The organism is Flavobacterium sp. FlaQc-30, assembly GCF_044005885.1.
In the GTDB taxonomy this organism is placed as follows: Bacteria; Bacteroidota; Bacteroidia; order Flavobacteriales; family Flavobacteriaceae; genus Flavobacterium.
On record NZ_JBIPCO010000009.1, the window covers coordinates 122,579 to 136,092 of the forward strand.

The following is a 13,514-nucleotide window of genomic DNA, read 5'->3' on the forward strand; positions in this document are numbered from 1 at the left end:
CGCAACGGATTTCCTACTAAATTTGTGTATTAACAATTTTTTTTAACCAACAATTAATAACTAATTATTATGAACAAATCAGAATTAATCGATGCTATCGCTGCTGATGCAGGAATTACAAAAGCTGCGGCTAAATTAGCTTTAGAGTCATTTTTAGGAAATGTAGGATCTACTTTGAAAAAAGGCGGAAGAATTTCATTAGTAGGTTTTGGATCTTGGTCAGTATCTGCGAGAGCTGCTAGAGACGGTAGAAACCCTCAAACAGGAAAAACTATCAAAATTGCTGCAAAAAATGTAGTAAAATTTAAAGCTGGTGCTGAATTAGAAGGAGCAGTGAACTAATAAGAAAGTTCTCTAATCTAAATAATATAATTAAAACCCTCCTCGTGGAGGGTTTTTTTATGCGGTTTAACGATTTTATTTGTGATTTTAATTTTTTTATGAGTAAATTTAATAAAAATTGTAGCCGTATGATTTCAGAAAAATTAAAAAAAGGACACCTGCTTATTGCCGAGCCTTCAATAATTGGAGATTTATCTTTTAACAGATCGGTAATTTTATTAGCAGACCATAACAAAGAAGGATCAATAGGATTTATCATTAATAAACCGTTAAAATACACAATTAATGATCTTATCCCAGAAATTGATGCGACCTTCAAAATATATAATGGAGGCCCAGTTGAGCAAGACAATTTGTACTTCATTCACAATATTCCTGAGTTAATCCCGAATAGTGTCGAGATTTCTAATGGAATATACTGGGGAGGTGATTTTGAATCGACCAAAGACTTAATAAATAACGGATCAATCAACAAGAACAATATCCGTTTTTTCTTAGGCTATACTGGTTGGGACGAAAATCAGCTTGAGAATGAAATGCAGGGAAACTCCTGGATTATTGCTGATAATAATTACAAAAATAAAATTATTGGAAAGTCGACCACTCACTTTTGGAAAGAACAAATTATTGAGCTTGGCGGCGACTATCTCATTTGGTCAAATGCACCTGAAAACCCATATCTGAATTAATTTTCAGATATGGATTCATTTAGTTTTTGCACTAATAAGTAAGCCAAATTACTTGTAAACTCTTTTTTTCGATATTTAGTTATCGGCTGTATTCCCGTGATTACATTTGTGAGAAATAATTCATCTGCTTTTTGAAGATCAAATGGCGAGATTATTTCCTCAGTTATTTCTATGCCCTCAACTTTTTTAGCTAAAGCTAAAATCTGTTTACGCATAATTCCATTTAAACAACCTTCAGAAACTGGCGGCGTAATAAGTTTTTTACCTACAAGCATAAACAAATTTCCTTGCAAAGCTTCAACAACATTTTTAGCATCATTTAGCAATATGCAATTTGCCAGTCCATTTTCATGTGCAAAAATACTTCCCGTAACATTAATCATTTTATTAGTCGTTTTAATCGACGATAATAACTGCTTTGTTACATAGAAGTCTTTATACAAATCAACTTCATATTCAGCAGTATTTAAAGCATATAAAGTGCTTTTGAGTGCAACTGCGTGAATCAAAAAAGAAACTTCATTACTTTTTGGAAGATACAGACCGCCATCTTTTCTAAAAACGGTAATTCGAGCTCTTGCAGATCCAGAAATATTCTTTTCTTTAAGCAGATTTAAAATTTGCTCTTCGAAATATTCCATTGTAAAGTTCATTGGAATTTCCATTCTCACCACTCGCATTGAAGCCATTAATCTAAAATAGTGATCTTCAAGAAACAAGATTTTATTATTGATTATTTTTACCGTTTCAAAAACGCCGTCTCCATATAAAAAAGCACGATTTTGCGTTAAGATATTTTCTTCTAGTGCTATGTTTCCGTTAAAATTGATCATAAAAAAACCCTGAATTTTGTTCAGGGCAAATATAAGGCATAAAATAGACTTTTACTAAACAGATCCTATAAGATGTTTCAAATCTGAGATTTGATTCTCCCACAATTGTTTAGCTTCTCCTACTTCTTCTTTTTCAGCGAAATCAACTACCATTAATGATACATCTTTAGTCAATTCATCAACTAAAATATGCAGTTCAAAAAAGTACTCAGTATCCTTACTGCTTTCATCAACCCATTTAAATTTTACTTTTTCACCGGTTTTTTTTGAAGCTAATCGCGCTTTTTCCTGCGAATCATTCCAAATAAAAGTGAAAAACTCACCTCTTGAATTAACATTATCAGCAAACCATTCTGATAAACCTGACGGCGTTGATATATATTGATACAATAATTGCGGCGAAGAATTGATCGGGAACTCGATCTCGTAACGTATTTTTGGATCCATGTGCTACTTTTAATTTTTTCGAAATATAAGAATATATGTTCAAAAACAATGCATTTTTAAAAATATTTTTTTTTCTTCATTTTATGCTTGTACGCTTTAATATTATTTCTATCTTTGCACCCGCAATCAGGAATTCATGATAGCAGTCCAGGCGAGGTAGCTCAGTTGGTTAGAGCGCAGGATTCATAACCCTGAGGTCACGGGTTCAACTCCCGTCCTCGCTACAGGTAAAAAGGCATCACTTAAAAGTGATGTCTTTTTTTTATTTACAGTGATTATTTATGGCAAAATTTGTAACTTACATTTTATAATTATCGCTAAAAACAGCTTTTTGAAAACTAAGTAATTCATTAAAAATCATGGATATAGTAAAATTTAAAATCACATCAAAAACGATAAAGGTAGAAGTACGCAATTCGAATAATTATGTTTTTAATTTCAATACTGCTTTAGAAATTGAAAAAGAAGACAAAGATGTTTTATTAAAACTATACAATGCATTAGATCTTCTTTTTAAGAAAGAAGCCGTGAGCGAGGTAAAAAACTACATTTCACCTAATCAAACGAATATACTTGACCAAATTTCTGCCGTTGATAATTTAGAGCAGGAAAAATAATCAACTCCTTTTAGATTTAAATAATTTGAGGGTTAAAGAAGTTCTTCTTCTTTAACCCTTTTATATTTTAAAACAAAACACTTCCCTTCTTTTACAGTCACACAACACTCACTTTCAAACAATTACACATAACTCTTTTATTAGCTGTAAAAACAAAAAGCATCATTTTTAATAAAAATTTAAGCTCTTTTCTTTTACAAAATCATTAACTTGTTGTAAAATTTAAAACTACACTAGTTTTAATCTTATTTTAAGCAGGCCAATTTCCATCATTTCACCCCTAAATTCAAGCATCTGTTAACAGGATTTGCGGTCTGCCACATGCAGTTATTTTATTTTAATTAAAAAAGAATAAATCTATGCGAGTATCTGTAGTCCGAAAAAACATAAAATTCATCCCCGATTCAAAAAGAGTTGTTGCCCGCTATTTTATGAATGGTGAAGAACGAACGCAGCAAATGGTTGCTCGAATAATGACACTTAACGAAAAACAGGTTCTAGAGACTCTGGAACAAACTCTTCGTGAATTTGCAAGACGTCATCGAAACATCTCTTCTATTTTTATCAAACATTGCGAAAAAATAAGTCCAATAATCGAAGCAATGCAAATTGACTACGAAGGAATGTCTCTGGATCGAAAAATGCTTATTGGCTCGTATTGTACAATGGAATATGCGATCGAGTCAGCAGCTATCTTCAACCCTTCTATTGTCGAAGATTTTGATCAATCTGGTTTAGAGGCGGGCGAAAAACGTGTTATCATATCTTTTCGCGCAACGGGCGAAGGTCATATATCTTCAATTGTTTTTAGAAGAGGAATTCTGGATAAGCACAACAATTTGCAGATTATGAAAATTGGTCACAACATTGACAAAGCTGAAATTGAACACAAAACTTTATTCAACAAAGAACGCTTCTTGACTAAGTTGTATGAAATGCATACTAAAGACAAATACATTGTTCAGATTATGCAGGATTTACCAGATGAGTTTGAGTTTGCTATTTTAAAAAATATGCTGAATACTGCCTTAAGCGATCCATCTATTCGAGAGGAAAGAAGAACAGCACTTGAAGAAATACTTTGGCTTGCCAATTCATTTTATGACCTGCTATTCAAACACGATTCTGATATTACAGAGCGTGTTATATTTCCGATTTCTGACTCTGAAAGCCGCGGAATCGAAGATGCTCGTTTTGTTCGTTTTATTGACGACGACGATTCTGTACGCATTATGGCGACTTATACGGCTTATAATGGTCATACAATTTTACCTAAACTTATTTCTACTGAAGATTTTTATAGTTTTAGAGTAATGCCTTTGAATGGCGAAGGTGCTCAAAACAAAAATCTTGCTTTATTTCCTCGAAAAATAAAAGGAAAATTTGCAATGCTTGCCAGAATAGACGGCGTAAATAACTACATTATGTATTCTGACAGAGTAACACAATGGAACAAAACTATACTTCTTCAGGAGCCGCGTTACACTTGGGAATTTACACAAATAGGAAATTGCGGTTCTCCTCTTTGGACTGAGGAAGGATGGCTTATTATTACTCACGGTGTTGGCACAATGAGACGTTACTGCATTGGCGCTTCGTTGTTTGATCTTGATGATCCGTCTAAAGAAATTGGAAGGCTTGCAGAACCGTTGCTTTCTCCGCTTGAAGACGAAAGAGAGGGATATGTGCCAAATGTTGTATACTCCTGCGGTGCCATTATTCACAACAACAGTCTTATATTACCTTATGCTGTTTCTGACTATTCTTCTACTTATGCAGTTGTTGATCTTGTTGAATTATTGACTGCTTTAAAGAAAAGTAAACAATAATTTCAGAAACAGAAATCGCATAGAATTAGAAATAAATCTAAAAATATAATTTGGAAGAAAATAATCTTAAAAAAGTTTTTCTTTATTTTGACCTGCGTTACAACAAAACTACAAACTTCATCTTTTAAATTTTAAAATAAAGCTCAATGAAATTAGACCAAATTCTGGATAACATTCTTCCTATACCAGAAACTTCAAAACGGCTTCTTCAAGATTGTATTGAAGAAAAAAGTTATTCTAAAGGACATATTTTATTGAGAGCTGACAAAATCGAGACTACTATTTATTTTATCAAAAAGGGAATTGCAAGAGCATATTCCAATCAGAATGACAATGAAGTAACATTTTGGTTTGGTAAAGAGGGCGACACTATTTTATCTATGAAAAGCTACGTTGTTTATCAAAAGGGATATGAAGATGTTGAGCTGTTAGAAGATTGCGAATTGTATGAATTGAAATCAAATAAACTGCAGAAGCTTTTTGAAATCGACATTCATATTGCCAACTGGGGCAGAAAATTTGCGGAAAAAGAACTTGTAAAAACAGAAGAGCGTCTTATTTCACACCAATTTCGCAGCGCAACGGAACGATATTTGGAGCTTTTGCAAAATAATCCGCAATTAATTCAACGCGTGCAATTAGGCTACATTGCTTCTTATCTTGGCATTTCACAAGTCAGCTTGAGCAGAATTCGCGCTGAAATTAAATAACTTTTATTTTTTAACATTTGTTAAAATCTCTCTGACTTCCTTTTCTAATCTTTGCACAAAAAAAGATATGAATTGGATTGTTTTAATTATTGCGGGATTATTTGAAGTTGCTTTTGCTACTTGTTTAGGAAAAGCTAAAGAATCAACTGGAAATGAAATGTATTTATGGTATACTGGTTTCTTGATTTCTCTTACAATCAGTATGGCACTTTTGATAAAAGCAACGCAAACCTTACCAATAGGCACGGCTTATGCAGTATGGACTGGTATTGGTGCGGTGGGAACTGTTTTGGTTGGGATTTTAGTTTTTAAAGATCCTGCTAACTTCTGGCGACTTTTCTTTATCACTACTCTTATTGGGTCAATTATTGGATTGAAATCATTATCACATTAATAAAATGTTTCCCAACATTTTTAAGAACTGCTTACAGCTTTTTCTATTTAAAACTTAATTGTTAGACTAAGCTGTTTGCCGTTTGTTTTCGAATTGCTTTTGCTTTTTTAACTTTTGCTACATTAAGATAAACTATAGATCCAAGCATCACGGCTATACCTATTATCTGCAAAAAACTAACTTTTTCTCCTAAAATAATATGCGCACAAAAAACGGCGGCAGGCAATTCTAACGTCAGTAAGACAGAACTTAAACCGGCTCCAATTTTTGGCATTCCCACAGAAAAACAAATTGGCGGAATCACCGTTCCAAAAATGGCTAAAAATGTTCCCCATTGCAGCAACCCAAAATCTAAATGCGTACTTGTAACAATCGCTTCGCAGTTAATTAAAAAGATTATCATTGCCGACCCGCTTGTCATTAAAGCGCTTTTTTCGAACATTGGCGTCTCTTTTCCTATTTTGCTGGTAAAAACAATGTAAAGCGTATAAAGTAATGCTGACAATAAACTTAGTAAAACACCAATAATTGAAATATTAGAATTCCCCAAATCTAAAAGGTTACCAGCTAAAATAGTTCCTAAGATTACAAAAACGGCACACCAAACCTCAACAGCATTTGTTTTTTTCTTAAAAAAGATCCACTCAACAGCAATGCTAAGCCAAGTGATCTGCATTAGTAAAACAATTGCCAATGAAGCTGGAATATAAGCTACCGAAAGATAATAAGTATAAGTCGAGGTTCCCATTGAGGTTCCTGCCAAGAGTAATTTCCAATTTGGGGTAATTTTTTTTCTGTTCTTTATACTTTTAAAAAGTACTATTGTCCACAAAATCAAAGTTCCCATTAAAGCCTGAGTCAATGTAACTTCTCCAGCTGTATAGCCTTGTCCGTAGGCAATTTTAGCAAATGATGAAAGCATTCCAAAACTTAATGCTCCCAATGCTACAACGAGTATATATTTATTCATTATTTCAACTAAAAATCTATTTTTTGTCCAAACAAAAGTATACAACAGCGAACAATAATCTATATTAACAAAATAAATATGTATTTTATTCTTAAAAAATATCAACTAATCGTTTTTTATCCTAAATTAGAATATTTTTTATTATCTAACTGGAAAAAATCCGATGCAAGAATTAAACAAACAAGAAATTGAGTTATTGAGAATCCTTCAAAAAAATGCAAAATTTGACATTACGGATCTAACTGAGAAATTAAACATGTCGAGAACTTCTGTTTATGACCGAATAAAAAAACTGGAAACCGAAGGCTATATAAAGGATTATGTTGCGATAATTGATCCGAAAAAAGTAGGATTGAATTTTACCGTAATTATAAATGTTTCACTAAATAGTCAGCGTCTTGAACTTGTAGAAGAATTTACTAAACAGGTGGCTGCTCTTGAAGAAGTGGTTGAAGGATATATTACTGGAGGAATTTTTGATTATGTTTTAAAAGTGGTTGTAAAAGATCCTGAAGCTTTTAATGATTTTATTCGAAAACTTTCGGTAATTCCGAATATCAGTAAAGTGCAAAGTTCGTTTGTGATGAACTACATAAAGCAGTCAACAAATCTGCATTTTTAATCTAAGAAAATTTTATCTGCTTAAAAATTTTACTTTGTCTTGAACACAGCACCGTACAGCTTGCTTTACGCTCTTAATAAAAACCTTACAATACTCTAAAAAATGAGTTAAAATAGACTGTGGAGAAGAATTTTTCTTCATAAAAAAATATATTTGTCTAAAACATTATTGCCCTTTTTTAGAAGCAAAAAAAACATTAGTATGGATAATGAAAAATTTATTTTCTGCCTAGAAGGCGTTCAGGATGTAGATAACATTACAGCTACTGATGTGGTCAAAAATCTTGAAGAAATTGCTTTTGACCAAGGTATTGCCAGCATATACAAAACCTGTGATACTATAGAAAGTCTAGAAGAAAGCCTAAATACATTACTGTATGATGATCATAATTTTAAGGATTACGAAATTATTTATCTGGTAATGCCTGGTCAGGAAAATAATATCTGTCTTCATGATTATTACTACAGTTTAGAAGAAATAGCAGAACTTTTTGAAGGAAAAATGAAAGGAAAAATTATTCATTTTGCCAATAAAAAAAGATTGGATCTTAATGATGATGAAGCGCAGTATTTTCTTGATATTACTGGTGCTCGTGCCATTTCGGGCTATGGTTCTTCTTATAATAAAATTGCCAGCTGCAGTACTATTGACAAGGCTTTTTTCAGTTTATATCAAGAAAACGACGATCTTACCGAAGTGGTCGAAGATTTATACCAAAAACACTATGCACTTTGCAAATTACTAGATTTTAGATTGTATTATTAAGTATGAAAACAAAGGCAGATGAAAATGTAAAAACATACGAAGCAAAGGGATTTAGAGAGAAATTTTTAGGCGAGGACAATCCGATGCATGTTCTTTTCAGGTCAAACTCGGATCATTTTTTCTGTTTAAAAATGGAAGAAATGATGCGTTTGCGGTATCCTGTTCCTCCTTCCAAACACAGCTGTCATACTTTAATTTTTGTAAGCTCAGGTTCACATATTATGAAGTCGGGATACGAAGAGTACCAAACGGTTTCCAATGAAATTATTGTTGTTCCTGCAGGTCAAGTTTTTTCAATAAAAAACATCAACAATGCACATAATGGCTATATCTGTCAATTTCATCCTGATATTTTAATTGGGAAATATGGTAATCGGGAAATGCTGAATGATTTTGATTTTTTGAAAATTTCCGGCAACCCTAAAGTTACTTTGACTCCAGAGGATGTGCCTGATGTCGTGACCATTTTAAACCGACTTCAAAAAGAATATTCTGAAACGACAACTGCAAATTTAAATATTGTGCAATCGTATTTAATTGCCTTGTTTCATGAAATGAACAAAAATTCGATTAAAGTTTCCAAAAACATTTCGGCTGCTGAGGTTATTACAAATAAGTTCAAGGAACTGATTCACCAAAACATTAAGACACAGCATTTGGTTCATTATTATGCATCTCTGCTAAATGTTACTCCAAACCATTTAAACAAATCGGTAAAAACTGTTACGGGCAAATCTGCAGCCAAATGGATTGATGAAACCATATTGCTTGAGGCTAAATATCTGCTTTTTCAAACGACACTTTCTGTAAGTGAAATCGCTATACAAGTAGGTCACGAAGACCAATCGTACTTTAGCCGTTTCTTTAAAAAACATGAAGGAATTACTCCTATTCAATACCGAAAAATGATTGATAAATCCTAATTATTGATTATTGAATCCTATTAAACACGATTGCTTTTTTCAGAAATTTGCCTCTTCAAAAAATGCAAATTATGATTTATGTATTTAAAACTTCTGTAGACAGCACTTCAAAATTTGAGTCGGCTTCTGCATTGCTTCACGAATTACTGCCTGATACCTTATGGAATTTTGATCTCGAAGACTGTGATAATATTTTGAGAATTGACAGCGAACTTGACATTCCTAATTTAATTCTTAATAATGCTGTTTTTGACTGCATTGAATTAGAATAAAACTTAAATATTTATAACGCCTTCACATATTTTATGGAATCTAAATTATACCAAAACCGAACTTTTGACACTATCGATTACTCTGATCAAAGTTTATCGAATACTGAATTTGTAAATTGCGAATTCATCAATTGCAACTTTTCTAAAAGCGATTTAAGTCATAATGATTTTCTAGATTCTACTTTTAAAAACTGTAATCTTTCGTTGGCGATTCTTAAAAATACGGGATTAAAAAACATCAATTTCATTGGCTGTAAATTAATGGGATTAGATTTTAGCGCCAGTAACAGCTTTTTATTTTCAATGAATTTTCAAGATTGTCTTTTAGATTATTCGACTTTCATTTACAAAAAACTAAAGAAAACTAATTTTGTTGACTGCTCTATAAAAGATGTCGATTTCTCGAATACCGATTTGTCTTTGTCTCTTTTTAAAAATTGTGATCTAGCCAATGCTACTTTTCAGGATTGTATTTTAGAAAAAACTGATTTTAGAACGTCTAAGAATTATGCTTTTGATCCATCTGAAAATAAGATCAAAAAAACTAAAGTTTCGCACGCTGCGCTTGCCGGATTATTAGAAAAATTTGATTTGGAAATTGAATAATTTTTCGTCCTTTATGAAAATACCATTGTCTAAATAAAAAAAGGGATGCAAAATAAAATTACATCCCTTTTCTAACTAAAACTTAAATACAAACTAAGGTCTCCAACGTGGATCTCCTATTTTATTATCAATTAATGTTTGATTCTTAACTGTAAAATTCCCTGTTGCCGCACTTGTAAATTGTGGGTCTAACGTTGTGTATGTTGCAGATTTATCAACCGTTATTGCTGCCGCTCCTACTGTATACAACAAACTAGCATTAAAGTAGTTATTTGATACAAATGTTGGCGGAGTTGTAGGCGTTCCTGTTCCGTTTTGGTTTGAATAAATTGCTGTTGTTCCTGCAATTATTGTATTTTTCACCGTAGAGGTATTAGTTCCAAATCGAAGATATAAAATTCTTTTTGATGCTACGTTACTTGAAACATTATACAAAGTACTGCTGTCGATTAATACATTTGATGTTAAACCTGTACCCGTTAATCCTGCATTATCGATACGAATAAATTCACGTCCGATTGAACAAGAGTCAAATGTGCTGTTTTTAACTACTACACTTGCCACATATGTATTTCTAAAATCTATTGTTTCAGCTTGCTGGTTAGTACTTACGTTTTTAATTACACTATTTTCTACTGTAAACGAAGCTACTTTTGCAGCGTTAACACTTCCGTAAACTAAAGCTCTTAGATAATCATGAACATAACAACCGCTGATTAAGATATCTTCATATATTGCAGACGCTGTATTGATAGTGATAAAGCTGAAATCACCTACTCCTGCTCCATCTAACTCTAAATCAATTAATGAAAAATCAGCTGTTCCAGAGTTTAATGTGAATTTAACGTGCAGCTTTGGTTTATCAGCAGGGCGTAATCCTCTTATGGTAATTGATTTATTTACAATTATATCTCCTTTGTAAACGTTGTAATCTCCCGGCATTAAAACTAGAATTGCCCCAGAAGCCGCTTCTGTTATTTTTGCATTTAAATCGTCTTCTGGTTTCACTAAGATTCCAGTTCCAATATCAATTCCAGTAGTAAAGGTTCTAACGCCTCTTTTCTTTGTTCCATTTAATAAAGTTGCTGTATAATTAGTTTCACCTGTTAAACCTGTTACTTTAGCAACTCCAGCTGCTTTTTCTGCCGGCGTAATAGCATGTGTAATATTGCCCGGCATAACAGAAATTTGTGTAACTGAACTATTAGGCGTCCATCTTAAAGTCACTTCTTTTGCTTCAATATCAGCGTCAGCAACTGGAAATAAAATTTGCTCGGTTAATGTTGTCGCACTTGTAACTGTCCATTTAGAATCTGCCACTCCTGCTGAACTTACAGCTTTCACTCTAATAGAATAAACTGTTTCTCCTTCTAATGCAACTTGAACCGGCAGTTCTTTTGGTGCTACATTTACGGTTTTAAAAATGGTTTTAAATTCAGTATCATCTGCACTAAATTCAACTACATAATGATCTGCATCCTCTTTGACAGTCCAGTTCAATTCGACTGTAGTTTGATTTCTAATTGTTGCTGTAAGTGCTACCGGAGAAAATGCTCTATCTGCCCCGATGTCTTGTAAGACTGCTTCATTGTAACTTTCGCAGCCGGCGCTTAGTACTGCTAATAAAAACACAGTCAGCAAGCCCTTAAATATATATTTTGCTTTCATAATTATATTACTATCAATTAATTATTATTAGTTTCCAAAAACCCAGTCATTTACTAATTTCCCATTACTTCCATCAATAAATGTCTGCCAGATTGGCCAAAATTGTCTTTTATCTGGATTTACTCCGGCTTTGTATAAAGTGGTTATTTTATTGTCTTCCAGCTTATCCCAGCTTTTTGAAGTATAACCTACTGGGGCTTGAGTTTCGCCTCGATTTAAACCGTAAATATCTAATGTAAATCCGTCATCTTGATATTTGTAATACAATGTTTTAGGCACATCTTGATATTTACCAGTACGTGCTTTTAGATCTGCCATTTTAACTTTAGCTTCGTCTAATTTTGTTTTTAGTAAATTCCAACGGATCAATGCATATTTACGTTCTAATTCTCCTGTAAATTCTAATTTATTTTCCTCAATAATAGCATTCATCATCGCATCTTTACTTGTCAATTGATCTACATAAGCATCTACTTTTACAGCTTGATTTGCTGGAGCAAATGCTCTGCGGCGAATTTCTTTTAGGTAAACCGCAGCAGATCCTGCTCCTTCTAATTCGTTAGCCGCTTCAGCCGCAATTAAAAGCACTTCTGCATAACGCATATAAATTTTGTTTACACCATCGTCATTTGGCGCGCTGGCAATACGTTTCATCCATTCAAAACGATATTTACCAAAATACCAAGTCTGTAAATCTGTAAGTTCTTGTTTTGATTTACCATTTACGGCAGCGCCCCATTTATAAGGAACACAAGTTACATCTCTTCTAGTATCAGCTTGATCGTAGTCATAAAAAACAAATGGCAATGGTCCGTTAACTCCTCCTTTATTGGCTCCCATAGCTTGAAATTGATCAACAGCGTCGTGTCTCACCGCAAAAGTAAACAGCATTCTTCCTCTAGAATCAGCAAAAGGAATTTCCCAAAGAGATTCTCCACCAGCAGTTGTATTTTCTTGATTGTATTTTCTCCACAGTCCCTCAAAAGTTGGTTCTAAACGTGCAGTTCCACTTGTAATAACTGAACGACATTCCTCTAGTGCTAACTTGTACATGGCAGCTACTGAAAGCTCTGGATCATTACTTCTTCTTACTCCGTCAGGATATTGCTGATAACCGCTTGCCATCATAGCTAATCTAGCTCTAAATCCTTTTACAAAAGCCTTATTTACACGTTCTGTACTGGCAGTTGCAGAAGTCGCATTAGGCCAAGCTACCAAAGTTGAAGCTTCTCCTAAATCAGCGATCAATTGCTTATAAATTTCATCACGCCCCGTTTTTGGGATATAAATAGTATTAGTAGAAACAGGTTCGAAACGTACAGGAACATCTCCCCAGTTTCTAACTAAATCAGCATAGTAAATAGCACGTAATGTTAATGCTTCGCCCAACAACTGCCCCATTTCAGCATTTGTAGAAGGATTACCATAGGCACGAATTCCTCTGATACATAAATTGGCACGCTCAATTCCTTCATACATCATTGCCCAAGCATTTTTTGGCGAATTCATTTCGGTATTATCTGCCTTAGCATCATAAACTACTAAATCAGATTTAGCATTATCACTTGAAGATGCTAAAAGCCACTCACTATCTGTATTTAATCCTTGATAAGCCAAAAGTCTTCCTCTATAAGATTGCTCTTCTCCAAACGATACTTTTATTCCATCAACTGCTCCTTTTGCCAATCCTGGTGTAGAAAAAATAAGCTGCTCATCTAATGTTGACTGTGCAGGAGTATCAAAAAAATCATCGGCAGAATCCTGACAAGACGTCAATAAACCTGAGATAATTAAACCTGCTATTATTATTTTATGTTTCATTTTGAT

The 13,514-nt window shown here is 33.3% G+C and carries 16 protein-coding genes and 1 tRNA gene; 12 read left to right on the top strand and 5 right to left on the bottom strand.

Translation table 11 applies throughout. The features are described 5' to 3' along the window. The first annotated feature begins 69 nt into the window (after positions 1 to 69). On the top strand, positions 70 to 342 hold the full coding sequence (locus ACHRV0_RS18920; RefSeq protein ID WP_042567273.1) for an HU family DNA-binding protein: 273 nt from the start codon (positions 70 to 72) through the stop codon (positions 340 to 342). 128 nt (positions 343 to 470) lie between these two features. Next, a complete protein-coding gene (locus ACHRV0_RS18925; RefSeq protein WP_089058371.1) occupies positions 471 to 1,031 on the top strand; it encodes a YqgE/AlgH family protein in 561 nt (186 codons plus the stop codon). Here ACHRV0_RS18925 and ACHRV0_RS18930 read toward each other — a convergent pair. Both ACHRV0_RS18930 and ACHRV0_RS18935 read right to left on the bottom strand, forming a co-directional pair. Beyond that, positions 1,028 to 1,864, bottom strand: coding sequence for an aminotransferase class IV (locus ACHRV0_RS18930; RefSeq protein ID WP_395442079.1), 837 nt, complete (start codon positions 1,862 to 1,864; stop codon positions 1,028 to 1,030). The two genes, ACHRV0_RS18925 and ACHRV0_RS18930, sit on opposite strands and share 4 nt — an antisense overlap. 54 nt (positions 1,865 to 1,918) lie before the next feature. Next, complete coding sequence (locus ACHRV0_RS18935) at positions 1,919 to 2,311, bottom strand: START-like domain-containing protein (RefSeq protein ID WP_026984135.1); 393 nt, start codon at positions 2,309 to 2,311, stop codon at positions 1,919 to 1,921. A gap of 150 nt (positions 2,312 to 2,461) precedes the next feature. Between ACHRV0_RS18935 and ACHRV0_RS18940 the strand changes: the two genes are divergently transcribed. The 5 genes from ACHRV0_RS18940 (at position 2,462) to ACHRV0_RS18960 (ending at position 5,861) form a co-directional block, all read left to right on the top strand. After that, positions 2,462 to 2,535 (top strand) — tRNA-Met (locus ACHRV0_RS18940). A gap of 135 nt (positions 2,536 to 2,670) precedes the next feature. Beyond that, on the top strand, positions 2,671 to 2,928 hold the full coding sequence (locus ACHRV0_RS18945) for a hypothetical protein (RefSeq protein WP_089054124.1): 258 nt from the start codon (positions 2,671 to 2,673) through the stop codon (positions 2,926 to 2,928). A 359-nt stretch (positions 2,929 to 3,287) separates the two neighbouring features. Further along, the gene (locus ACHRV0_RS18950) at positions 3,288 to 4,757 is read left to right on the top strand and encodes a glycoside hydrolase family 130 protein (RefSeq protein WP_395442080.1); all 1,470 of its coding nucleotides are present in this window, start codon (positions 3,288 to 3,290) and stop codon (positions 4,755 to 4,757) included. Positions 4,758 to 4,903: 146 nt separating this feature from the next. After that, complete coding sequence (locus tag ACHRV0_RS18955) at positions 4,904 to 5,467, top strand: Crp/Fnr family transcriptional regulator (RefSeq protein WP_099720517.1); 564 nt, start codon at positions 4,904 to 4,906, stop codon at positions 5,465 to 5,467. A gap of 67 nt (positions 5,468 to 5,534) precedes the next feature. After that, positions 5,535 to 5,861 (top strand): multidrug efflux SMR transporter, encoded by a 327-nt coding sequence (locus ACHRV0_RS18960; protein WP_089058376.1) that lies wholly within the window; start codon positions 5,535 to 5,537, stop codon positions 5,859 to 5,861. A 61-nt stretch (positions 5,862 to 5,922) separates the two neighbouring features. Here the strand turns inward: ACHRV0_RS18960 and ACHRV0_RS18965 are convergent, their stop codons facing one another. Further along, positions 5,923 to 6,831: an EamA family transporter gene (locus ACHRV0_RS18965; RefSeq protein WP_395442081.1), complete on the bottom strand. Its 909-nt coding sequence runs from the start codon at positions 6,829 to 6,831 to the stop codon at positions 5,923 to 5,925. 163 nt (positions 6,832 to 6,994) lie between these two features. Between ACHRV0_RS18965 and ACHRV0_RS18970 the strand changes: the two genes are divergently transcribed. From ACHRV0_RS18970 to ACHRV0_RS18990, 5 genes are all read left to right on the top strand, one after another. Next, complete coding sequence (locus ACHRV0_RS18970; RefSeq protein WP_129024399.1) at positions 6,995 to 7,453, top strand: Lrp/AsnC family transcriptional regulator; 459 nt, start codon at positions 6,995 to 6,997, stop codon at positions 7,451 to 7,453. Positions 7,454 to 7,654: 201 nt separating this feature from the next. Then, entirely contained in the window at positions 7,655 to 8,218 is a 564-nt protein-coding gene (locus ACHRV0_RS18975; RefSeq protein WP_089054118.1) for a DUF6642 family protein, read from the top strand. A gap of 2 nt (positions 8,219 to 8,220) precedes the next feature. Beyond that, a complete protein-coding gene (locus ACHRV0_RS18980) occupies positions 8,221 to 9,141 on the top strand; it encodes a helix-turn-helix domain-containing protein (RefSeq protein ID WP_395442082.1) in 921 nt (306 codons plus the stop codon). 71 nt (positions 9,142 to 9,212) lie between these two features. Continuing rightward, entirely contained in the window at positions 9,213 to 9,413 is a 201-nt protein-coding gene (locus ACHRV0_RS18985) for a hypothetical protein (RefSeq protein WP_164975030.1), read from the top strand. Between the two features lie 33 nt (positions 9,414 to 9,446). Then, positions 9,447 to 10,019: a pentapeptide repeat-containing protein gene (locus ACHRV0_RS18990; protein WP_395442083.1), complete on the top strand. Its 573-nt coding sequence runs from the start codon at positions 9,447 to 9,449 to the stop codon at positions 10,017 to 10,019. Between the two features lie 93 nt (positions 10,020 to 10,112). On the opposite strand, the gene ACHRV0_RS18995 is transcribed toward ACHRV0_RS18990, so the two are convergent. Both ACHRV0_RS18995 and ACHRV0_RS19000 read right to left on the bottom strand, forming a co-directional pair. After that, complete coding sequence (locus tag ACHRV0_RS18995) at positions 10,113 to 11,687, bottom strand: DUF5123 domain-containing protein (RefSeq protein ID WP_395442084.1); 1,575 nt, start codon at positions 11,685 to 11,687, stop codon at positions 10,113 to 10,115. Between the two features lie 27 nt (positions 11,688 to 11,714). Beyond that, positions 11,715 to 13,508 carry a RagB/SusD family nutrient uptake outer membrane protein gene (locus tag ACHRV0_RS19000; RefSeq protein ID WP_395442085.1) on the bottom strand — a complete coding sequence of 598 codons (1,794 nt, stop codon included), beginning with the start codon at positions 13,506 to 13,508 and terminating at the stop codon, positions 11,715 to 11,717. Positions 13,509 to 13,514 lie beyond the last annotated feature (6 nt).

Bases quoted from the DNA above. Each gene is read 5' to 3' on its own strand.
- ACHRV0_RS18935 (WP_026984135.1), bottom strand. From the start codon at position 2,311: ATGGATCCAAAAATACGTTACGAGATCGAGTTCCCGATCAATTCTTCG.
- ACHRV0_RS18960 (WP_089058376.1), top strand. From the start codon at position 5,535: ATGAATTGGATTGTTTTAATTATTGCGGGATTATTTGAAGTTGCTTTT.
- ACHRV0_RS18970 (WP_129024399.1), top strand. From the start codon at position 6,995: ATGCAAGAATTAAACAAACAAGAAATTGAGTTATTGAGAATCCTTCAA.
- ACHRV0_RS18945 (WP_089054124.1), top strand. From the start codon at position 2,671: ATGGATATAGTAAAATTTAAAATCACATCAAAAACGATAAAGGTAGAA.
- ACHRV0_RS18985 (WP_164975030.1), top strand. From the start codon at position 9,213: ATGATTTATGTATTTAAAACTTCTGTAGACAGCACTTCAAAATTTGAG.
- ACHRV0_RS18955 (WP_099720517.1), top strand. From the start codon at position 4,904: ATGAAATTAGACCAAATTCTGGATAACATTCTTCCTATACCAGAAACT.
- ACHRV0_RS18975 (WP_089054118.1), top strand. From the start codon at position 7,655: ATGGATAATGAAAAATTTATTTTCTGCCTAGAAGGCGTTCAGGATGTA.
- ACHRV0_RS18925 (WP_089058371.1), top strand. From the start codon at position 471: ATGATTTCAGAAAAATTAAAAAAAGGACACCTGCTTATTGCCGAGCCT.
- ACHRV0_RS18930 (WP_395442079.1), bottom strand. From the start codon at position 1,864: ATGATCAATTTTAACGGAAACATAGCACTAGAAGAAAATATCTTAACG.
- ACHRV0_RS18995 (WP_395442084.1), bottom strand. From the start codon at position 11,687: ATGAAAGCAAAATATATATTTAAGGGCTTGCTGACTGTGTTTTTATTA.
- ACHRV0_RS18990 (WP_395442083.1), top strand. From the start codon at position 9,447: ATGGAATCTAAATTATACCAAAACCGAACTTTTGACACTATCGATTAC.
- ACHRV0_RS18965 (WP_395442081.1), bottom strand. From the start codon at position 6,831: ATGAATAAATATATACTCGTTGTAGCATTGGGAGCATTAAGTTTTGGA.
- ACHRV0_RS18920 (WP_042567273.1), top strand. From the start codon at position 70: ATGAACAAATCAGAATTAATCGATGCTATCGCTGCTGATGCAGGAATT.
- ACHRV0_RS18980 (WP_395442082.1), top strand. From the start codon at position 8,221: ATGAAAACAAAGGCAGATGAAAATGTAAAAACATACGAAGCAAAGGGA.
- ACHRV0_RS19000 (WP_395442085.1), bottom strand. From the start codon at position 13,508: ATGAAACATAAAATAATAATAGCAGGTTTAATTATCTCAGGTTTATTG.
- ACHRV0_RS18950 (WP_395442080.1), top strand. From the start codon at position 3,288: ATGCGAGTATCTGTAGTCCGAAAAAACATAAAATTCATCCCCGATTCA.